Source organism: Haloarcula sp. H-hyl6 (genome assembly GCF_056934455.1).
In genome coordinates this window covers 377,429-396,952 of the sequence record NZ_JBRIIK010000003.1, presented here as the reverse complement: position 1 = coordinate 396,952, position 19,524 = coordinate 377,429, and the positions used below count along the sequence as shown (strand labels likewise).

At 64.7% G+C, this 19,524-nt stretch carries 21 protein-coding genes; 10 read left to right on the top strand and 11 right to left on the bottom strand.

Going from position 1 to position 19,524, the window contains the following annotated elements; translation table 11 throughout:
- Nucleotides 1-37: 37 nt before the first annotated feature.
- Genes Hhyl6_RS20330 through Hhyl6_RS20320 form a run of 3 tightly spaced genes read left to right on the top strand, consistent with a single transcriptional unit; the run spans nt 38 to nt 1,904 of the window.
- On the top strand, nt 38-880 hold the full coding sequence (locus Hhyl6_RS20330) for an SDR family NAD(P)-dependent oxidoreductase (RefSeq protein WP_483741078.1): 843 nt from the start codon (nt 38-40) through the stop codon (nt 878-880).
- Between the two features lie 10 nt (nt 881-890).
- The gene (locus Hhyl6_RS20325) at nt 891-1,265 is read left to right on the top strand and encodes a Rid family detoxifying hydrolase (protein WP_483741077.1); all 375 of its coding nucleotides are present in this window, start codon (nt 891-893) and stop codon (nt 1,263-1,265) included.
- Nucleotides 1,266-1,904 carry an HAD family hydrolase gene (locus Hhyl6_RS20320; protein ID WP_483741076.1) on the top strand — a complete coding sequence of 213 codons (639 nt, stop codon included), beginning with the start codon at nt 1,266-1,268 and terminating at the stop codon, nt 1,902-1,904.
- Between the two features lie 461 nt (nt 1,905-2,365).
- Here Hhyl6_RS20320 and Hhyl6_RS20315 read toward each other — a convergent pair whose 3' ends face one another.
- The 11 genes from Hhyl6_RS20315 to Hhyl6_RS20265 form a co-directional block, all read right to left on the bottom strand.
- A complete protein-coding gene (locus Hhyl6_RS20315; RefSeq protein ID WP_483741075.1) occupies nt 2,366-3,706 on the bottom strand; it encodes an endonuclease/exonuclease/phosphatase family protein in 1,341 nt (446 codons plus the stop codon).
- Nucleotides 3,707-3,945: 239 nt separating this feature from the next.
- Nucleotides 3,946-4,137 carry a hypothetical protein gene (locus Hhyl6_RS20310; RefSeq protein ID WP_483741074.1) on the bottom strand — a complete coding sequence of 64 codons (192 nt, stop codon included), beginning with the start codon at nt 4,135-4,137 and terminating at the stop codon, nt 3,946-3,948.
- A gap of 207 nt (nt 4,138-4,344) precedes the next feature.
- Nucleotides 4,345-5,265 (bottom strand): ABC transporter ATP-binding protein, encoded by a 921-nt coding sequence (locus Hhyl6_RS20305; RefSeq protein ID WP_483741073.1) that lies wholly within the window; start codon nt 5,263-5,265, stop codon nt 4,345-4,347.
- Nucleotides 5,258-6,313: an ABC transporter ATP-binding protein gene (locus Hhyl6_RS20300; protein WP_483741072.1), complete on the bottom strand. Its 1,056-nt coding sequence runs from the start codon at nt 6,311-6,313 to the stop codon at nt 5,258-5,260. Before Hhyl6_RS20300 ends, Hhyl6_RS20305 begins: the two co-directional genes overlap by 8 nt.
- Nucleotides 6,310-7,485: an ABC transporter permease gene (locus Hhyl6_RS20295; protein WP_483741071.1), complete on the bottom strand. Its 1,176-nt coding sequence runs from the start codon at nt 7,483-7,485 to the stop codon at nt 6,310-6,312. Before Hhyl6_RS20295 ends, Hhyl6_RS20300 begins: the two co-directional genes overlap by 4 nt.
- Nucleotides 7,485-8,453, bottom strand: coding sequence for an ABC transporter permease (locus Hhyl6_RS20290; RefSeq protein ID WP_483741070.1), 969 nt, complete (start codon nt 8,451-8,453; stop codon nt 7,485-7,487). The genes Hhyl6_RS20295 and Hhyl6_RS20290 overlap by 1 nt, the downstream gene beginning before the upstream one ends.
- The gene (locus tag Hhyl6_RS20285; RefSeq protein WP_483741069.1) at nt 8,450-10,318 is read right to left on the bottom strand and encodes an ABC transporter substrate-binding protein; all 1,869 of its coding nucleotides are present in this window, start codon (nt 10,316-10,318) and stop codon (nt 8,450-8,452) included. The genes Hhyl6_RS20290 and Hhyl6_RS20285 overlap by 4 nt, the downstream gene beginning before the upstream one ends.
- 188 nt (nt 10,319-10,506) lie before the next feature.
- Entirely contained in the window at nt 10,507-13,308 is a 2,802-nt protein-coding gene (locus Hhyl6_RS20280; RefSeq protein WP_483741068.1) for a S8 family serine peptidase, read from the bottom strand.
- A gap of 192 nt (nt 13,309-13,500) precedes the next feature.
- Nucleotides 13,501-13,899 (bottom strand): helix-turn-helix domain-containing protein, encoded by a 399-nt coding sequence (locus Hhyl6_RS20275; protein WP_483741067.1) that lies wholly within the window; start codon nt 13,897-13,899, stop codon nt 13,501-13,503.
- Nucleotides 13,900-13,911: 12 nt separating this feature from the next.
- Nucleotides 13,912-14,160 (bottom strand): hypothetical protein, encoded by a 249-nt coding sequence (locus Hhyl6_RS20270; RefSeq protein ID WP_483741066.1) that lies wholly within the window; start codon nt 14,158-14,160, stop codon nt 13,912-13,914.
- Between the two features lie 118 nt (nt 14,161-14,278).
- Nucleotides 14,279-14,647 carry a DUF6788 family protein gene (locus Hhyl6_RS20265; RefSeq protein ID WP_483741065.1) on the bottom strand — a complete coding sequence of 123 codons (369 nt, stop codon included), beginning with the start codon at nt 14,645-14,647 and terminating at the stop codon, nt 14,279-14,281.
- A gap of 140 nt (nt 14,648-14,787) precedes the next feature.
- Between Hhyl6_RS20265 and trxA the strand changes: the two genes are divergently transcribed.
- The 7 genes from trxA to Hhyl6_RS20230 all read left to right on the top strand — a co-directional run bounded on the left by trxA (nt 14,788) and on the right by Hhyl6_RS20230 (nt 19,517).
- Nucleotides 14,788-15,189 (top strand): thioredoxin, encoded by a 402-nt coding sequence (gene trxA, locus Hhyl6_RS20260; protein WP_483741064.1) that lies wholly within the window; start codon nt 14,788-14,790, stop codon nt 15,187-15,189.
- Between the two features lie 60 nt (nt 15,190-15,249).
- Nucleotides 15,250-16,497 (top strand): M20 family metallopeptidase, encoded by a 1,248-nt coding sequence (locus Hhyl6_RS20255; RefSeq protein WP_483741063.1) that lies wholly within the window; start codon nt 15,250-15,252, stop codon nt 16,495-16,497.
- A 71-nt stretch (nt 16,498-16,568) separates the two neighbouring features.
- Complete coding sequence (locus Hhyl6_RS20250; protein WP_483741062.1) at nt 16,569-16,781, top strand: YgaP family membrane protein; 213 nt, start codon at nt 16,569-16,571, stop codon at nt 16,779-16,781.
- A 2-nt stretch (nt 16,782-16,783) separates the two neighbouring features.
- Nucleotides 16,784-17,377: a class I SAM-dependent methyltransferase gene (locus Hhyl6_RS20245; protein ID WP_483741061.1), complete on the top strand. Its 594-nt coding sequence runs from the start codon at nt 16,784-16,786 to the stop codon at nt 17,375-17,377.
- A gap of 132 nt (nt 17,378-17,509) precedes the next feature.
- Nucleotides 17,510-17,752, top strand: a complete 243-nt coding sequence (locus Hhyl6_RS20240; RefSeq protein ID WP_483741060.1) for a sulfurtransferase TusA family protein — start codon at nt 17,510-17,512, stop codon at nt 17,750-17,752.
- Nucleotides 17,749-18,894, top strand: coding sequence for an NAD(P)/FAD-dependent oxidoreductase (locus tag Hhyl6_RS20235; RefSeq protein ID WP_483741059.1), 1,146 nt, complete (start codon nt 17,749-17,751; stop codon nt 18,892-18,894). Before Hhyl6_RS20240 ends, Hhyl6_RS20235 begins: the two co-directional genes overlap by 4 nt.
- 2 nt (nt 18,895-18,896) lie before the next feature.
- Nucleotides 18,897-19,517, top strand: coding sequence for a helical membrane plugin domain-containing protein (locus Hhyl6_RS20230; protein WP_483741058.1), 621 nt, complete (start codon nt 18,897-18,899; stop codon nt 19,515-19,517).
- The last annotated feature ends 7 nt before the right edge of the window (nt 19,518-19,524 follow it).

Here is a 19,524-nt window from a genome sequence, read left to right as displayed (position 1 = left end):
AACCTTCATTAGCGACGCCGTCGTGGGTGTCATCGTCATGGTAGAGCTATCACTAGCGGACCGGCCAGCCATAGTGACAGGTGCCTCTCGGGGTATCGGCCGCGAAATCGCGGCCCGGTTCGCCGAGGCGGGCGGCGACGTCGTCGTCTGCTCGCGCACCTACGAGGACGTCGAGGCCGTCGCGACGGACCTGACCGACGCACACGAGGGCCGGGTCGTCCCGGTCGAATGCGACGTGACGGACCGAGACGACGTACAGGACCTCGTCGACACGACCGTCGAGGAGTTCGGCGACGTCCGCGTCCTCGTGAACAACGCCGGCGGGGCAGACGAGAACGCCAACCTCATCCACCGGTGTGACGAGGAGACCTTCGAGTGGATGGTCGACCTGAACCTCAAGAGTCAGTTCCTCCTGAGCAAGGAGGTGCTGCCGGCGATGATCGCCGCCGGTGGCGGGTCCATGATTCACATGGGCTCCGTCAACGGCCTGTTCGGTATCGGCCTCTCGGGGTACTCCGAGGCCAAGAGCGGACTGTTGGCGCTATCGCGGAACATCGCCGCCCACTACGGTCAACACGGTGTCCGCTCGAACGTCATCTCCGCGGCCACCATCGAGACGGCCAACCGCCGAGCGGAGATGGAGAACACCGAAGAACGGACGGGCGAGACGAGCGCCCGGGAACGGTGGCTCGACCAGTACCCCCTCGGTCGGTTCGGCACTCCGCGGGAAGTCGCCGACACCACCCTCTTCCTCGCCTCCGAGATGTCGAGTTTCGTCACCGGCGAGAACCTCGTCCTCGACGGCGGACTGACGACTAGCCTGCCGACGTCGTTCATCAACGAAGTGTACGACGCGGACGACCAACCTACGGCCAACTGACTCACGACCCATGGAAGAACTAACCACCGACGACGCACCAGACAGTATCGGACCGTACTCACAAGGCATCGCGAGCGGCGACCGCATCTACGTCTCCGGGCAGGGCCCGGTCGACCCTGACACGGGAGACGTCGTGTCCGGAACGCCCGGTGAACAGACCAGACGCACGCTCCGGAACGTCGAAGCGATTCTGGAGGCCGGCGGCGCCTCGCTCGACGACGTCGTGAAGGCGACGGTGTTCGTCAAGGACATGCGGTACTACGACGAGGTGAACGAGGTGTACGGCGAACTCATGTCGGCCCCGTACCCCGCTCGCAGTGCGGTGGAAGTCGTCAAACTGCCCGTCGATATCGACGTCGAAATCGAGGTCGTCGCAGAGCGATAGATGGACCGGTTAGTCGTCTTCGACCTCGACGGGACGCTCACCCGACAGCGCGGTGGCTTCGACCTCCTGCATACGCTCTACGGGACGGCCCCGAAGGGCGAGGAGTTGATGGCGCAACTGGAGGCCGGGCAGATAACGTTCGAGGAGTGGTGTCGAGCCACTGTCGACGTCTGGAGTACGAGCGGCGTCAACGGGTCGGACGTCGACCGTGCGACCCGTGCAATCAAACCCAAAGCGGGGGCGACCGACGTTCTCGGCCACCTGAACCACGAGGGAATCGAGTTCGGCGTACTCACCGCCGGCGTCGCGAACTTCGCCACACTGTTCGAGCAGTACGACCCGACGTTCGTCCGCGGAAACTGGCTCCGATTCGAGGACGAGGCGCTGTCGGGCATCGACGTCGGTGTGGGCCCCAATCAAAAAGGCGCGGTGCTGCGGCGGATACGCGAGGAACGGGGACCTCTGCACGTCACGTACGTCGGCGACTCACACACCGACACCGAGGCGTTCGTGGAGGCGGATACCGCAGTGTTGTTCGACCCGGACGACCGTGTGCCCGAGGCAGCCGTCGCGGCCGCCGATACGGTCGTCGAATCGAGTGACCTGCGTGCTGCGGGTGAGTATCTGTCCCCAGACTGAACGAGTCACCGCTACGCTAAACGAGTACACAGTCAGAGCGAAGCCGAGATGGAAAGTGAATGCATATAGGCAATATACAGCCTTATATTAGCCCATTCAGCCATATTTTAGTACTATATGGGGGCAAATACCCCCAATATACCTGAATTATGTCCCGAATATCGGCGTAGATGCGCCGAACTCAGAGAAATCGCAGTTCGATTTCACCGAAGTCGAGATTTCGGGCCGCGGTGATCGCCTGAATACACTGTGTGGCGCGCACATCGATTCTGTCGGCACCTCAACTGAGGAAGTCTCCTGTCTCGTTCAGGGAATTCGGCAGGATTTCCAGTTATCGGGCGCTATCTCGGATACCCCTGCGTGCGTCGGTGAGGGCAAAGCACTCTATCGGCCGTATCGTCAGCGGCGCGTTAGCGTCTGTGCTCGTTCGAACGACCGAACTGTTCTGTACCGTCGCACGGCTACTCGTCACGCAATCGCGAAAGGGCACCTAGTGTGACGGCGGCGAGTGCCGACACGACCCCCATACCGTCTCCCGACCCACCGACCGCGGTCGTGTCCGACGACGTCGAGACCGGCGACGCCGTGACTGGCGACGGCGATGGACTTCTCGTCACGGTCGTTTCGGCTGCTGTCGACGCTGGGGTCCGCGTGGCCGTCGTCGACTGCTCGGGTGTGGCGGTCGGTGTGGGTGCCTGAAACTGAAATCGAGCGACGACGCCTGCGTGGTCGGATGGCCAGATCTCGACGGCCTCACCGCCGACTGTCGTCTGGACGTGTGCGTTCGGTTCGTGCCCGATTCGCTGGACCATCGTCGGTCGGAGTCGCCCACGATACAGGATGGCGTCTATCCGTCTGCTCAATCTGGAGTCCTCGTTCCGGAGGTCGGGCGCCTGACAGCAGGTGTACCCATCGGCGTCTGGATGGAGCGTTTCGTAGGCGTCGGTGTAGGAATCTGTCAGTAGGTCGTACACCGCTGTCGGCCCACCCGGACCGCTGTTGAAGTCACCACAGACGACGACTGGGCCATCGGTGGGTGTTCTATCGAGCAGTTCGCTCGCCTGTGGTCGACGGAACAACTGTGAGACGGACTCCAAGTGGGTCGAAACGGCGGTGAACGTGGCCTCACCGAGCGTCACTGCCGCGGCACAGAACCCACGCTCCAACACGACGGTCCTGTCGCTTTCTGGAACGGGGAGTTGGAGCGCCGCATCGTACGTGTCCGTGACGACGTCGTCGACTTCGACGTCGCTTCGGACGAGCAACACGTCTCTGTCGGTAATCCGAACGTCGACTGGCCCACTGTTCGTCGCCGCCGGCAGTTCGAGGTCTGTCGTGACTGTGCTGGCGGCGACCTCGTAGTCGAGACCTCGGTCTGCGAGCGCCGATTCGATTTCGTCGAGGACGTCGACGAGGACGGTAGACGCTGGTTCGGCACTCTCTGTGCCGAAATCGCTCGGCCGTTGGGTCCGAAAGCGGGCGGCCTCCTGTAGTGCGACGACGTCTGCGTCGGCAGTCTCGATTTCTGCGGCGATTGCGGCGGCACGGGCTTCGTACACCGCGGGTTCGATTTCGTCGAGGAACTGCCCGGCGATTCGCCGGACGTCGTCGAGAGAGTCCGCTCGAAACAGGCGAGTGAGGTCGAGTCCGAGATAGACGTTCTGAGACAGGACGGTGAATCCGGGCATCGCCTGCGTGCTGGACGCCAGTCCTGTGGTTGCAAGTCCAACCGGGAGCCCGGCGGCGGCGCGTAACACCGAGCGACGGCGCACCTTCGGGGACCTTTCGGTGGAGCTTCCCATTGCAGGTAATCTGTTGTCTCGCTATCACCAAAGTAGTGTCCGACTACCATCCGTGGGTGTGTGAGATGACGGAGTAATGGATTCAGTAAAGAGAGACAGACCTGTTCGCCGAGACGTGCCCTCCGTCCCTTCTGAGGGACGTCGACAGGCTACCTATCCTCGGATTGAACGAGAGGCGACCCGACCCACCGGGTGAGCAGTGCCGACGCCGAAGGGTACCCAAAATACGAGTGGCGGCGTTACCCACGGTCTGGTGGCGTGGTCCCTTCGGGACGCCGCTGACGGTCGTCAGAGCCGAGAAGGTGGCAAGCGGCACGATGCTCGTCGGAGACCCAGACGTCGTACGGGACCTCGCGGGCACAGACCGTGGGGAACGCGTCGACGAGTCGTTCGCGTGCGCCTGTTACGTCGCCGTCGAGGACGAGTTCCACCACCTCGTCGAGGGTCGCCGCGGTGTCGGGGTCGTCGAGGGACTCTGGCAGCCCGAACGCCTCGTAGGCCGCCGCACGAGCTCTGTCGTCAGCCAGCGTCTCGAGGGGCGCACCCGACTCGGCCCCGACGACCGCTCGAACGGACTCGGGGTCGATTCGACCCTCGTCGAGTCGGACGCGGAAGTCGAGAATCGCCCGGCAGTCGGATTAGTTGAGGTCGTACTCTTCTGGCGGGATGACCTTCGGACACCGAGTGTGAAACCGACAGCCACTCGGCGGGTCGCTGGCAGAGGGGACGGCCCCGCTCAGTCTGTCACGGTTGCCACGCTTCCGTGGGTCGATGGTCGGGACCGACGCGACGAGTACCTCTGTGTACGGGTGCTGGGGCGATTCGAATAGCCGGTCGGTCGGTGCGGATTCGACGATTTCACCCAGATACATCACGACGGTCCGGTCGCATATCTGGCGAACGACGCCCATATCGTGGCTTATCAGGAGGACGCCGAGGTCGAACTCCCGTTGGACGTCCTCGATGAGTGTGAGAATGTCCGACTTGACGGAGACGTCCAGTGCACTGGTCGGTTCGTCGGCCACCAGCAGTGACGGACCGAGGACCAGCGCACGGGCCAGTGCTATGCGCTGTTTTTGCCCGCCGGAGAACTCGTGCGGATACCTGTCGATGTCGTCCGCGGAGAGGCCGACACGCTCCAACAGGTCCACCGTGACCGTCCGTCGGAGTGTGCGGTCGGTGATACCGTGGATGGCGAGGGGTTCGGCGACGGACTCACCGATGGACATCCGCGGGTCGAAACTGGCTGTCGGGTCCTGGAATATCATCTGTGCCTGCCGTCGGAACTGTTTCAGGGCGTCGCCCGTGAGTTCGGTTACCTCCCGCCCGTCGAACAGAATCGAACCGGCTGTCGGCTCTTCGAGTCGGAGCATCGTTCGGGCGGCGGTCGATTTCCCACAGCCGGACTCACCGACGAGTCCGACCGTCTCGCCTCGTCGGACGGTCAGGTCGATGCCGTCGACGGCCCTGACTGCCCCGACGGTCCGACGAAGCACACCCTCCGTTATCGGGAAATGCTTCGTCAAGTTCGTCACTTCGAACAGCGGTGGGTCACTCATCGCCCTCACCGGTGGAGTGACCGTTTCGCAACGCCTCTGGGTCACCGTCCGGACCGTAGTACACGCACGAGGCGCTGTGGCCAGTTCCGACGTCGTACAACGGTGGCTGCTCGCCCGTGTGACACTCCTCGAGGACGTGCTCACACCGACTGGCGAACCGGCACCCCGCGGGTGGGTCGTACAGGTCAGGTAACCGTCCCTCGATTGTCCGGAGGTCCCATCCGCGGCCGGGCAGACAGTCGAACAACGCCTGCGTGTACGGGTGAGCGGGCGCGTCGAACACGTCGTAGACGTTCCCACGCTCCATCACTTTCCCGGCGTACAGGACGACGACCCTGTCCGCGAGTTCAGCGACCACGCCGAGGTCGTGGGTGATGAGCAGTATCGACATCCCGTACTCCTCCTGAACTGTTTCGAGGAGGTCCAAGAGCTGTGCTTGGATGGTCACGTCGAGGGCCGTCGTCGGCTCGTCGGCGACGAGCAAGTCCGGCGTCCCCGCGAGCGCCATCGCGATGACGACCCTCTGTCTCATCCCGCCGGAGAACTCGTGTGGGTAGTCGTCGTACCGGGCCGCCGCGTCGGGGATGCCCACTTGGTCGAGGAGTCTGATGGCTCGCGCTCTGGCGGCGGCGTCGCCGACGTCCTCGTGGACCTGGATGGCCTCGCGTATCTGCCACCCGACTGTGTAGCAGTGGTTGAGCGTGTCCTGCGGGTTCTGAAACACGTGCGCGATGCGGTCACCCCGGACCTCGCGCAGTTCGCGCTCCGAGAGCGACAGCAGGTCTCGGCCGTCCAGTAGCACCTCGCCGCTCGTGATTCGACCGGGCGGCATCGGAATCAGTTTCGTCATCGTCTCCGCCGTGACGGTCTTCCCGCTCCCGCTCTCGCCGACGATACAGACCGTCTCCCCGCGCCGCACGTCGAAGTCGATGCCATCCACGGCCCGAAGCCGTCCCCTCTCGGTCTCGAACTCGACGGCGAGGTTCCTGACCGACAGGAGCGGTGCGTCTCCGTGGCTCTCGGTCGGCCGTTCTCGTCGCTGGCTCACTGTTCCACCTCCGACCGCGGGTCGAGCGCGTTCCGCAAGGCGTCGCCGACGAAATTGAACGCCAAGATGGTGAGAAACAGGAAGACGCCGGGAACCGTGGAGACCCACCACGCGGTCCGGAGGTCCGACCGCCCCGCGGCGATGGTCTGCCCCCACGACGGAATCGTCGGGTCACCGAGCGCGAGGAACGCTAACCCGGCTTCGAACAGAATCAAGCCCGGGATTAGCAGCGTCAGGTTCGTGATGACGGTGCCGGAGACGTTCGGGAGGATGTGCCGAAGGATGACGTGTTTCGTGTCCGCACCGGCACACCGGGCCACCTCGACGTACGCCTCCTCGGACCGCTGCAGCGACGCGCTTCGGACGAGCCTCGCGGTCCCGCCCCAACTGAAGAGGCCGAAGACGAGGATGAACATCAGCAGACTTCCCCCGAAGAGGTAGATGAGCAAGAGGTACAACAGGAACGACGGGAACACCTGTTGAATGTCGACGTATCGCATCAGCACTTCGTCGACCAGCCCGCCGACGTAGGCGGCGACGGTGCCTACCGTCGCACCGATACTGATGATGAGGAACGACGTTATCAGGCCGATGCGTATCGACACGCGCATTCCGAGGACGACGAGCGCGAGGATGTCTTTTCCGTTGCCGGTCGTCCCCAGCGGGAAGGTCCAACTCCCGTGACACTGGCCGTTGGCAACCTCGCCGGCGCAACGGAGTGGGACCGAACTGTCGACGGCGAAGCCGACGGGTGGCTGGTAGCTCTGGAGCAGCGCCACCTGCGGTCTGCTGACGAGCAACGGACCGACCAGTCCCAGCGTGAAGACTGCGCACAGATACGCGAGGCTGACGACGGCCGCCCGGTTCTTCCGGAACTCCCGCCAGTAGTGTGCGGTCATCCGGCGGCGTCTCGCCAGCGGAGCGACGACGTAGAACGCAAACAGGACGAGCGAGACGACGAACAGCCAGTCCAGTTGTGTGAGGTCCCACCCCTCTCGGAGAACCTGATTCGGCGAGAACAGCGGTCCGTCCCGCCAGTAGTCGACTGCGAACACGACGGCGAGTGCCGAGAACGTCAGCAGGAGCCCCGCTGTCTGCCTGCTGAGGACGAGGCCACCGTCGGCCTCCCAGTCGATGTCCTCGAACCGTCTCCGGGGTGCGTCGCCACTCATCAGCGGTCACCGTAGTCGATGCGCGGGTCCAACACGGTGTAGGCGATGTCCTGGAGCAGGTTCCCGACGATGGCGATGAACACGCCGATGAGCGTCGTCGCGAGGACGAGCGGGGTGTCCTGATTCTGGATGGCTTTGAAACTCAACTGCCCCAGTCCGGGGATGCCGAAGACGACTTCGACGAGGTAGGAACTCGCGATGAACAAGCCCAGCAGGTCCGCCACCAGAATCGTCGACAGTGGCACGGCCGCGGGCCTGAGTACGTGCAACAGCAGAATCCGGCGCTCCGAGACGCCCTTCGCCCGGGCCGTCTTCGTGAACGTCGCTTCGACGTACTCGAGCGCCTCGGCGCGCGTGTACCGCGTCAGGCTGGCAATCGACCCCGTCGTCAAGACGAACACCGGGAGGACCAGTTGTCTGGCGTTGGCCGGACTGAACACGGGCGCGTCCGGGTCGAAGACGACGGGAACCCAGTCTAACTGGACGCCGAAGAGTACCAGCAGGACGATGCCGAACCAGAAGTTCGGAATCGCGTAGCCGAAGAAAGCGAGGAACGTCGCGGCGTAGTCGAACCGGGAGTACTGGTGCGTCGCCGAATACAGGCCTATCGACAACCCGCAGACCACCGTGAGAATCGTCCACGGCACGGAGTACATCATCGTGTACGGCAGGGCCTCCACGATGGCCGCAGTCACTGGCTGGCCCCGGGAGAGGCTGTATCCCCAGTTGAACGTCGCCATGTTGGTCATGTAGTCGGTGTACTGCGCCCACAGTGGGCGATCGAGGCCGCGCTGTCGCTCGTAGGCCTCCCTCGCGGACTCCGCGTCGCCGCCAGACACCGCCGCTTCGAACTGAATCGTGGTGAGCGCCTGCTGTTCGGTCGCGTACAACAGCGCCCACGTAATCGAGAGGACGATGAAGGTCGCCACGACCGCCCAGAGCACCCGGCGGGCGACGTACCACCTCATTGCTCGAAGTAGTACGTCTGGGCGTTCCAACCGCTCGCGAACGTCTCCGTCGGCCCCACCAGTTCGGCCTGTGCGCCGAGGATGTTCGACGGCAACAAGAGGAACCCGAAGGGCTGTTCTCGGGCTAATTTCCGAAAGACCTCTCCAAACAGTTCACGGCGACGCTGTTCGTCGACGGTCCGGGACGCCTCGGCGTACAGTTCCGGGATGTTCGACTCCGGCACGTAGCCGAAGTAGTTGACGTTGCCCTGCTCTCTGAAGAACGTGGCACTCGAACTTGGCGTCCGCGGGTAGGTGTTGAACCCGAGGACGACGGACATGTCCCACGGGTCCTGACTGACCGAGATGTCGCGCGGCCCGCCGTTGAACGTCCCAGCGCTCCACGGGACGTCTTCGCCTCTCGGGGGCGCGTTCGCGGCGTACTTCTGCTGGAACGTGTTGCCCGGGACCGTCTCGATGCGGACGCCGATGCCGAGGTTCGCTTCGACCTCCTGTGCGACGAGTTCGGCCAGCGTCTGGTTCGTCTCGCTCGCCGAACTGGCGTACAGGGAGAGCGTCGTCTGCGACCCGCCGGGGCCGACGAGCGTCTCGCCGTCGTACCGATAGCCGGTCCCCTCGATGCCACGTTCCATCCGGGTTCTGGCCGGTTCCGGCCCGTAGAGGTCGCCGATACCGAACCTGTACTCTCGAATCCCCTCCTCGACGTACCACTTCGAGAACTGCGGTTGCATCGTGAACGCCGGCTCCGCGAACCCGCGATAGAGATTCTCGGCGAACACTCGTTTGTCGACCGCACAGGCGAACGCCTGCCGAACCGGAATCGCCCGGAACGGCGCCCAGCCGTTGGCGCGCATGTTGAACTTGACCGCTTGCACGAACGGTTGCGGCTGGACGTAGACGTCGACGCTTTCGAGGTCCTGAAACTCCCGCGCGTTCTTCGGCGGAATCCCCGCCGTCGTGACTGCCCCGGTACGCAACGCGTTCAACCTCGAGGACTCTTCGGGGATAATCTGTATGTTGTAGGACTCGAAGTACGGTGCGTTGCGCCACTCCTCGCCGAGTTCGTCTATCTCGCGGATGTAGTACTCCTCGTTTCGCGTGGTGACGAACTGCGACTCCCGCTGCCACCGCTCGAACGTGTACGGACCGAGATTGCCCGTGTACTGGAGGTCGTTAATCTCCTCGTCTCGTTGAAGGCCCATCGCATCCTTCCCGGGGACGTACCTCTCCAGTATGTCTCGCGGGAGGCAGTTCTGCCCCCACAGTATCGGTTTCAGCGGAAACGACGGGTCGACCTCTGGAAGTCGAACTTCGAACGTGAGGTCGTCTATCTGTTCGACCGGTATCGGCTCGCCCTGTCGGAACCAGTCGCCCGCGTTCGTGTATCCTGCCCAGTTGTCGGTTCCCTGGAAGACGTTCTGAATCATGTAGACCCAGTCGTCCGCCGTCATCTGGCCGTAGCCGCCGCCCCACTGGAGGTTGTCTCGGAGCGTGATTCGGTAGGTCTGTCCGTCGTCCGTCGAGGGCTCCGCCCAGAGGGGAAACACGTTCTGGTCGTCGTCGACCGCCCAAGCGCCGTCCAGCGTCAGGCCGACGAACGCGCCAGACGTCGTGTCGTTCGTGAACAGCCAGTTCAGCGAGTTGGCGTCCGACCCCGCGACGCCGACGAACTCACCGGCTGGTTCGACCCTTCCTGTAGCCCCGGCCCCGCCGTTCGACTCTGTCGGCGTTCCGCTCTCTCCATCGGTCCCGTCGAACATCCCACAACCCGCCGCGGACGTCGCCGCACCGACCCCTAACGACTGCAGCAACTGCCGACGGGTCGGATGGGTAAGTGCGTGCGGCACTCCGCCATCGGGAGTCATTGCCTAGCACGGTAGAGTTGTGAGATAATTAACTATTCGAATCGGTCGGTCACCACCCGGTCACGACTACCACCGCCAGTAGCGTGACGGGATGAGGGACCAGTACGTCGGCCCCGTCGAGACAGTCCCCTCGTCGCCGAACTACTCACCGTGTGAAGTGACGATCTCTGAGAGGCGGCAAACCGATATCACAGACCGCGCTGCAGAAGAATCAGCGCCGCGAGAGCAGCCACACCACCCACCAGCGTGCCCAGAGAGACCGGGAGTCCTTCCTCGTGCGGATTCTGGGACGTTAGCGCCGGCGTCGCGGTGGCCGTCGTTTGCTGTACCACGGGCGGTGTCGGCGTCGGTGGACGCGTCTCTCCCATCGGTGTCTGGGTCGTCGCGGACCGCTGTCCACCCGCTGTCATCGTAGCCTCATCTCGCGCGGGAGTCCTCGAAACCGACTCTCGTGAAACCGCGTCGGTCGCGGTCCAACTCTCTGAAGGGGAACTCGTCGGTGAAGGCGAAACCGGGGCAGTCCGCGTGTTACTGTCTCGTCTCGTCGGCGACCCGTCCGGTGAAGCAGACGAGGTGCCGTCCTCATCCGACGATTTGATGACGGGTTCCCGTCTCGACGCCGGTCGTTCAGTCCGAGTGGCGGTCGGGGCACGCGTCGGCGACGGTTCCGGGGTCGGCGTCGTCGTTGCAGTCGGTGTCGCTGTCGGGACCGCCGTAACCGTCTCGGTCGGGACGTGGGTGGCGGTCCGTGTCGAGGGCGTCCGTGGCGTTGGCGTGACTCTCGGGGTGGGTGACGGCGTCGGCGAGAGTGCGTCGCTCACCGTCGACGTGGGTGTCGGTGGCGACGAGAACTGTGCCGTGATTTGCCGGGTCGTTACGTCGCCATCGCCGCGAAGAGTGACGTCTAACTCGAGTCGACCCTCGTACGGGCCGTCTATCCGCGTCTTGACGAGGACGGCGCTCGTCTGTGGCGCCCGCAGTTCGTACTGGTCTCCGAACGCGAGCGATGGCTGAACGTACAACTGGTCGACGTGGTGGCCGTCGTAGTGCAACTCGACTGTGACCGCGGACGGGGGAATCGTATTGTTTGAACCGACGTCGACCCGGACAGACTCCAACCCGCTCACCGACAGTTGCGTGGCCCCGACGCCGTCGGCCTCGAAATCGGCCGCGTACGTGTCGTTCCACCGCTCTAGAACGTCCGCCCGGTCGAGTGATACCGTCCGGTTGACGTAGCGGCCCGCTGGGACCTCGACGACGACCGTCTTCGGACGGTACCCCGGCGCATCGATGGTCATCGTCTGTCGTCCGGCGGCGGTCGAGAGCGCGTACGAACCGCCGTGCGAGGAGTAGTACGCACAGTCGCTGACCGAGACGTGTGCGGGGTCGATACGGCTACCGTTCGACGTGACCACGTCTCCCCGAATTCCCTGGCCGTCTACGACCCGTTCGGTCGCGGCGTACGCGTCGATGCGACCCCCACCGTACCGAACCGGGTCGATGGATGCGGCGTTCGACGGGGGCGTCGCAGAGCAGCGAAGGGCTGTCTTGAGGATACCCGGGTGGACGTCGCCACCGGCGGCGCTCTCCATCAGCGCGACGGTCCCTGCCGCGAGGGGTGTGGCACCGCTGGTCCCCTCGAACGAGGCGACCGAACCCGTCCCCGCCGGCACGAGTAACTCCTGTCCCGGTGCGACGACGTCGGGCTTTGAGTACACGAGTGGCCAACTTCGCGGGTACACCACCATCCGACTGCGGTCGCGGTTGTACGGCCCCTCGAAGAGCGCGCGACGTCTGGACGACGAAAACGCCAGCAGAGCGCCTTCGGAATCGGTTGCGCCGACGCCGACGGACTCGTAGACGGTGGCCGGTGAATCCGCGTACCCGGCGCCGTCGTTCCCTGCGGCGGCGACGGTGACCGTCCCGAGTCGCTGGGCGCGCCAGATGGCCTGCACGAGGGGCGCGTACCGTGTCGTGCGACTACCGACGCGCTTGCTGATGCTGACGACGTCGGCGTCGCGTTCTACGGCCCACTGGATGCCCGCGATGACCGACTCCGGTTCGTCGACGAGAGCGTGTAACAACTGCACCTCCGGTGCGACCCCCATCCGCTGGTAGCCGCTGGCGTTACCAGCGGCGACCAGCCCGCTCGTCGCCTGCCCGTGTGGCGCCGTCAGATGTGGCCGAGAGCCACGCACCCGCCGTCCGTCTTCGTCGAACTCGGCCCACCCGCCGGGGTACGTCGGGTCGCTTTCGTTGGTCGTGTAGAGGTTCAGCGTCGGGTGGTCCGGTTCGATACCGCCGTCGAGGACCGCGACACGGGCACCCTCGCCCCGAGTCCCGTACTCTGCCCAGACGCGGGTGGCGTTCGTCGCCGTGACCTGCCACGCCGGAGTCGACGTGTCGTTGGTCGTCGCCGACCGACGCACAGACACGTCGTCGACTTCGGACTGGCCCGTTCTCGAGGGCCGCCGTGTGGCCCCACCCTCGGACGAGTGTCGGTCTGAACCCTGTGGTCGGCGAGAGACACTCACTACGCCGTCGATTGCGGCGAGACGTGTCAGGTTCGCTCGTGACAGGTTTGTCCGCAGGCGCACGCTGTTGACAATCCAGAAGCGCCGCTCGACCTCGACCCCGGCGTGGGACCGAGCGTGTGCGACGACCGGTCGCTGTGTCCGGTTTGCCGCCGCTTTGAGTCGCTCGATGGTCGCCTCCCGAGAACCGCCCGTCGCAACGTCGGGGTCTTCCAGTCGGACCACGACATCCACGACGCCGGTCGCGTTTCTGAGCGAGGGAGCGACGACACCCTCCGTTCGATTCGTGAGGCGCTCGTCGCCTCGCCCGTCCGCCGCGGTCTCCCAGTCGGCCCGAGACGCGTCGGCCGGTGAGCTACCTCCCGTGTCCGGACCGTTGGGTGGTGGCGCATAGAGCACGGCGGTGACCAGCGCGAGACAGACCACGACGCGCACGAGAAGTCGAAGTACAGTCACAGCGGGGTCACCAGCCCCACTCGCGCTTGCCGGCGACGGAACTGAGACGGCCAATCGACCATGCCGATGGCCGGACACCCGGCTACAATAGTACGGACCGTAATACGACTGCTAAATAGGCCGTTAGGTCTTCAGGGGACGCCTACTCCGGCGGTCGTAGACGGGAAACGACTTAGAACCAGTCAACAGGGGCTAGGCGGTCGTCTCTAGCGCGAACGTCCGCAGTTCCCTGGCGACCAGTTCGGGGGCGGTGAAGATGGCGAGGTGGCCGACGTCGTCGAGAGACGCTGTCCTCGGGATGTCGAAGTACCCCATCTCGTGGGCCGTCAGTAGGGCCTCTCGCTGTCGGTCGGTCAGTCCCGGGGCCATCGACGACTCGCGGTCGTCTTCGGACAACCGGAACAGGGAGAGCGACTCCCCGTTCTCGTGCCAGAACTGACAGTACGCGAGGAACGCGTCGTGGTCGGCGAACCACCGCTTCTGGGCCCATCCGTCCGATTCCACCGCGATTCGCTCGACGATGGACTCGTTGGTGGCTAACTCCGCCAGTCGCTCGAAGTCGTCGACGCGGTCGCCGAGTTGGTCCGCCATACTGGCCTCGGGCTACACCTGATAGTGGCGTCGGCCGTCGACTCGGTTGACGAGCGAGTACTCGGCGACGAACTCGGACCGCTCGAACGTGCGTTCCAGCCGTTCGAACGCCTCACCGGCGGTGCTCACGACGAAGGGGGGCGGACTGCCCTGATTCGGCTGCCCAACGTCGAGTTGGAGCGACGTCTCCGGAACCGCCGCGGCCACGTCCACGAGTGGCAGGTGCTGGTAGGTGATTTTGTACTCGGCGAGGATACCCATGCGCGTAGATACTGAGTGGCCCCCAAATGTGTTCTGGAAGAACAGCGAACGTTTGCTTCGGCGACAGTCTCTGTCGGCAGTATCCACGGTCTCCCGTCTTCCCGAGACACCCACTCGTTCAGGCCGGTTCGACGGGACCGATGTACTGACTCGTCACCGCGTCCCCGTCACGCCACTGGAGGTAGTAGTAGTCCCGACCGTCGATGGTCTTCGTCGTCACGGTCCCTTTCGAGTGGGGGATACCAGCTTTCTCGTAGGCTTCGTCGAGAGCGGCGTTCCACTCCGCATCGTCGTACCCGTCTGGCAGTTCGGCCGTAGTGCTCGACTCCGGCGTCTCACTGGGTCGGTCGTCCATAACCGTCAGCAAGGCCGTCACGGCGTCGAGCGCGCGCTGGCGCGTATCCGTAATCGCGTCGTCGCCGTAGTCGGCCGGGTCGACGTCTCGCAGGAGGTCTCTGGCCTCGGCCACCCGTTCACGGTCCCCCATACTGTGAGTAGGGTGTTGGTGGACGCACTTATCGGTCTAGCCTCAGTTGCTAGGTCCGCGACGACGAAACGCCGTTCGCCAACCAGTATTGTGCGAACGTCACAAAACAACTAAGTCCCACCGACCCGTAGACGGGACCGATGAGCGAAGAGGACCCGCTGGAAGCGATTCGGGAACAGAAGCGCGAGCAAATCCGCGAGCGCGTCGAGAACGATGGACAGTCGCCGTCTGAACCCGTGTCGGTAGACGGCCGACCCGAGTTGACGGACGTCGTCGGTTCCCACGACGTAGTGCTGGTCGACTTCTACGCGGACTGGTGTGGACCGTGCCAGATGCTGGAGCCAGTGGTCGAGTCTATCGCTACCGACACGCAGGCGACGGTCGCGAAAGTCGACGTCGACGCGAACCAGGGACTCGCGTCGGAGTACGGCGTCCAAGGGGTTCCGACGCTTCTGCTGTTCGCCGACGGAGAGCCGGTCGAGCGTCTCGTCGGGATGCAGCAGGAATCACAGCTCCGCGCCCTCGTGGAGCAGTACGGGTAGCCGAAACTCACCGGCAGTACCCATCTGAAGACGAGCGAGTCTCCGAGAGGCCCACTACCGATGTCACACAAGTCACCGACGGCGTTCGTCAGCGACCGAGCGGCGGCACTCGTCGAGTTCACGCTCGAGACGCTGGCGATAGACACAGCCAATCCGCCCGGGGACACGCGAGCGCTCGCCGACCTGCTCGAAGACACGCTCGCCCCCCTCGGCGTCGACCTGCGGCGGGTGACCGCCGACCCGGCGAAACCGAACCTCGTGGCGACGCTCCCCGGGAAGCGCGACGAGACACTGCTGTTCAACGGCCACCTGGATACGGTCCCGTTCGACGCCGACGAGTGGTCGCAGGACCCACTCGGCGAACGCGTCGACGACCGTATCTACGGCCGGGGAGCCACGGACATGAAAGGCGCGTTGGCCGCGATGGTGTTCGCACTCCGTGCCTTCGTCGAAACAGAGACGGAGCCACCTGTCACCCTCTCGTTCGCGTTCGTCAGCGACGAAGAAGTTGGCGGGGACGCCGGCCTGCCTGCGCTACTGGCGGCCGACGAACTGGCCGCCGACGGCTGTGTCATCGGCGAACCGACGTGCGAGCGGAACCGCCACTCGGTGACGGTCGCCGACCGTGGGAGTGTCTGGCTGTCGTTAACCGCCACCGGGAAGGCCGCACACGGGTCCCGCCCGGTACTCGGTGAGAACGCTATCGACCGGTTGTACGACGCGATTACGGAACTCCGGCGACGGTTCGGTGACCGAAAGCTGTCGATACCGCCATCGATAGAGCCGATACTCGACGAATCTGTGGCGTTCTACGAGCCCACGATGGGGGCGGACGTAGCCCGCGACCTCTTCGAGTATCCGTCGATTAACCTCGGCACGATTTCGGGGGGCGACGCGATAAACAGCGTCCCACAGTCCGCGCGGGCGAAGGTCGACATTCGGCTGACCGCCGGCGTCGACACGCAAACGGTGCTTTCAGACATCCGGTCGTGCGTCGCGGATTGTGAAGGCGTGACGATAACCGACGTCTCGTGGAGCGTCGGGACCGCAGAACCTGTCGACAGTCCGCTCGTCGAGGCCGTCGCCTCGACGGCGGAGGACGTATCGGGTGAGCGTGTCTTCCGTCGGAGCGCGACCGGTGGCGGCGACGCGAAGGCTCTCAGGAACGCGGGTATCCCGACTGTCGAGTTCGCGTTCGGGACGGATACGGTCCACGCCGTAGACGAGTACACCACCGTCGGAGCGCTGGTCGACAACGCCGCGGTCTACTCACAGGTCCCCTACGTCTGGGCTGAGACGCTCGATTGAGGGACAACGTGGGTGACACGTCGCCCTCCTGCTCGAAAAGATTTAACGTAGACTAGTGTGTAGTAGTGGGCATGGAGTCCAATATTGGTGCAACCGACAGTAAGGGAAGACTGGCAGTCGGGGGCGTACTGGCCGTTCTCGGAATCGCCGTGCTCGCCGGGATGTCGAACCTCGGGCCGGCCGTCGGTGGACTCGCCGTTCTCGCGGGCGTGGTTCTGCTCGGGACCGCCATCGTCGGGTTCTGTCCCCTATATCGACTCGTCGGCGTCGACACCTCTCGGTGACCATGGACACGTTTCAGAACACCGGTCAGCCGGACTGGGACTGGTGGGGCAGACTGTGGCCGACACCGGGGGCCACGCTCCGTCGTCTCGGCGTCGCTGCCGGTGATACTCTCGCCGACATCGGATGCGGTAACGGCTACTTCACGCTGCCCGCCGCACGCATCACTGCCCCCGCCACGACGTACGCGGTCGACCTCGACGAGGCGCTCCTCGACGAACTCGCGGAGCTCGCGGAACGACAGGGAATCGACAACGTCGAACTCGTCTTCGGCGACGCGCGTGAACTGACGGACGCGCTCGACGCCGACGTCGACACTGTCCTGATGGCGAACACGTTCCACGGGGTCGATTCCCCCGAGGAGTTCGTTCGAGAGGTGTTCGACCTCCTCGCACCCGGTGGACGGTTCATCGTCGTCAACTGGCACGACCAGCCACGCGACCAGACGACCGTCGGGGACGAGCCGCGCGGTCCGCCGACCACGCTCCGATTGTCGCCGTCCGCGACCGACGAAATCGTCACGGGTGCGTCGGCATTCTCGCTCGTGGACCACCACGAGTTACCACCGTACCACTACGCCGCCGTGTTCGAACGGTAGACACCGTATCTGATCCGTCGAGAGCGGAGAGTGGGTGACGATACCGCTCCTCCGGAACCAATCCGTGTTTTCACTATCTTGGAACAGCCATACAATACTAATATCGTTCGACTCTGAGTTACACCTGTACCCATGACCGAACTGGATATCGACCCCACCGAGACTGTCGACGCACGCGGAGCGGCGTGCCCGGGACCGCTGATGGACTTGATCGGAGCCATTCGCAGCGCCGAGTCGGGCGCGGTCGTCCGCCTGCTGAGTGACAACGAGCAATCGCTCACCGACGTCACGGAGTGGACCGACGAGGCCGGGCACGAACTGCTCGCGACGGAGGAACGCGACGACCACTACGAGTTCTACGTGGAGAAAGCATGACCGACCGCATCGTCATCGTCGGCGGCGGCACCGGCGGGACCGTCCTCGCCAACGGTCTCGCCGAGAGACTCGCGACGGAGATAGACGCTGGCGACGTCGAGGTGACGCTGGTCAACGACGACCCCGACCACGTCTACAAACCGGTGTGGCTGTACGTCCCCTTCGGCAAGCGCGAGTCCGAGGACGGTCGCCGCCGACTGCGGGACCTCGTCGACGACCGGGTCGAGGTCAGAATCGACCGTGTGACCGACATCGACACCGACGCCCAGCGACTCCGCTACCGCGACGCCGCGGCACCGGTCGACTACGACTATCTCGTCCTCGCGACGGGTTCGACGCTGGCACCGGACGAGATTCCCGGCCTCGAAGCCGGCGGCTACGACTACTACAGCGAGTCCGGGGCCGAAGCACTCCGGGAGGAACTGCTGTCGTTCACCGAGGGGGAACTCGTCTTGAGCGTCGTCGGGACGCCCCACATGTGTCCGGCGGCGCCGCTGGAGTTCGTGTTCATGGCCGACGACTGGTTCCGCCAGCGTGGACTCCGGGAGGACGTCGACATCACGTACACCTACCCCATCCAGCGCGTCCACGGGAACCCCCACATCGCCGAATGGGCGCGTCCCCTGATGGACGACCGAGACATCTCGGTCGAGACGTTCTTCAACGCCGAGTCGGTCGACCCCGACGCGAAGACCATCACTTCGATGGAGGGGACCACCCTCGACTACGACCTGCTCGTGTCCATCCCGCCCCACCGCGGTATCGACCTCGTCGAGGAAGCGGGACTCGGAGACCGCGGGTGGGTCGACGTTGACAAACACACGCTCGAAGCCGAGGCCGCCGAGAACGTGTACGCGCTCGGCGACACCGCCGACACGGGCGTCCCGAACGCCGGGAGCGTCGCCCACTACCAAGCCGGCGTCGTCGGCCAGCGTATCGCGAGCGGCGTTCGCGGACGGCCCGCGACCGCGACGTACGAGGGCAAGACGCTGTGTTTCATCGAGACGGGGATGGACGCGGCGTCGTTCGTCGAGTTCGACTACGAGAACCCGCCGGCGCCGGCGCCGCCCTCCGAGAAGCTCCACTGGTCGAAACTGGCCTACAACGAGTCTTACTGGCTCACTGCTCGGGGGCTACTCTGACGATGTCCGAAGAGATAGCGCAGGAACAGTCGGAACTCGAAGCGGCCATCGAAGAGAACCCCGAGGCGGTCGCGAACCTCGTCCGTCGGCTCGACGCGGTCAACGAGTTACTGGACGTCCTCGCCCTCGGGGAGAGCGCGCTCAGCGACGAGATGGTTCGGGAACTCGCCGACACCGGCTCGACGCTCGCCGAGTCCGCCGACGGACTCGCAACCGACGAGACGGTCGCGTTGGCCGAGACCGTCGGAGAGAACGGCGAGGAACTCAGGGGAGCGCTGGAATCGCTCGTCGTCCTCCAGCAGACTGGCGCCCTGGACGAGTTGGTAGAGCTGTCCGGGGTGCTATCGTTAGCGACCGCCGCGCTCGACGACGAGATGGTTCGGGAACTCGCCGGAGCCGGTGCGTCGCTCGGCGAGGTTGCACAGACCGCTGCCGAGGACGACGCGCGGGACGGCATCGAGACGATGTTGCAGAGCATCCAGTCGGCCGAGAGCGACCCACCGGAGCGGGTAGGACCCGTCGGACTGCTCAAAGCCACGCGGGACCCGGAGGTTCAGCACGGTCTCGGGTATCTGCTCGCGATAGCGCGCGCTATCGGTCGAGCGCAGACCGAATCACAGTGAGGGCGGC

What these genes read in the sequence shown, in the direction of transcription:
- Hhyl6_RS20330 (WP_483741078.1), top strand. Translation starts at nt 38, where the DNA reads ATGGTAGAGCTATCACTAGCGGACCGGCCAGCCATAGTGACAGGTGCC.
- Hhyl6_RS20325 (WP_483741077.1), top strand. Translation starts at nt 891, where the DNA reads ATGGAAGAACTAACCACCGACGACGCACCAGACAGTATCGGACCGTAC.
- Hhyl6_RS20320 (WP_483741076.1), top strand. Translation starts at nt 1,266, where the DNA reads ATGGACCGGTTAGTCGTCTTCGACCTCGACGGGACGCTCACCCGACAG.
- Hhyl6_RS20315 (WP_483741075.1), bottom strand. Translation starts at nt 3,706, where the DNA reads ATGGGAAGCTCCACCGAAAGGTCCCCGAAGGTGCGCCGTCGCTCGGTG.
- Hhyl6_RS20305 (WP_483741073.1), bottom strand. Translation starts at nt 5,265, where the DNA reads ATGAGTGACCCACCGCTGTTCGAAGTGACGAACTTGACGAAGCATTTC.
- Hhyl6_RS20295 (WP_483741071.1), bottom strand. Translation starts at nt 7,485, where the DNA reads ATGAGTGGCGACGCACCCCGGAGACGGTTCGAGGACATCGACTGGGAG.
- Hhyl6_RS20290 (WP_483741070.1), bottom strand. Translation starts at nt 8,453, where the DNA reads ATGAGGTGGTACGTCGCCCGCCGGGTGCTCTGGGCGGTCGTGGCGACC.
- Hhyl6_RS20285 (WP_483741069.1), bottom strand. Translation starts at nt 10,318, where the DNA reads ATGACTCCCGATGGCGGAGTGCCGCACGCACTTACCCATCCGACCCGT.
- Hhyl6_RS20275 (WP_483741067.1), bottom strand. Translation starts at nt 13,899, where the DNA reads ATGGCGGACCAACTCGGCGACCGCGTCGACGACTTCGAGCGACTGGCG.
- Hhyl6_RS20270 (WP_483741066.1), bottom strand. Translation starts at nt 14,160, where the DNA reads ATGGGTATCCTCGCCGAGTACAAAATCACCTACCAGCACCTGCCACTC.
- Hhyl6_RS20265 (WP_483741065.1), bottom strand. Translation starts at nt 14,647, where the DNA reads ATGGGGGACCGTGAACGGGTGGCCGAGGCCAGAGACCTCCTGCGAGAC.
- trxA (WP_483741064.1), top strand. Translation starts at nt 14,788, where the DNA reads ATGAGCGAAGAGGACCCGCTGGAAGCGATTCGGGAACAGAAGCGCGAG.
- Hhyl6_RS20255 (WP_483741063.1), top strand. Translation starts at nt 15,250, where the DNA reads ATGTCACACAAGTCACCGACGGCGTTCGTCAGCGACCGAGCGGCGGCA.
- Hhyl6_RS20250 (WP_483741062.1), top strand. Translation starts at nt 16,569, where the DNA reads ATGGAGTCCAATATTGGTGCAACCGACAGTAAGGGAAGACTGGCAGTC.
- Hhyl6_RS20245 (WP_483741061.1), top strand. Translation starts at nt 16,784, where the DNA reads ATGGACACGTTTCAGAACACCGGTCAGCCGGACTGGGACTGGTGGGGC.
- Hhyl6_RS20240 (WP_483741060.1), top strand. Translation starts at nt 17,510, where the DNA reads ATGACCGAACTGGATATCGACCCCACCGAGACTGTCGACGCACGCGGA.
- Hhyl6_RS20235 (WP_483741059.1), top strand. Translation starts at nt 17,749, where the DNA reads ATGACCGACCGCATCGTCATCGTCGGCGGCGGCACCGGCGGGACCGTC.
- Hhyl6_RS20230 (WP_483741058.1), top strand. Translation starts at nt 18,897, where the DNA reads ATGTCCGAAGAGATAGCGCAGGAACAGTCGGAACTCGAAGCGGCCATC.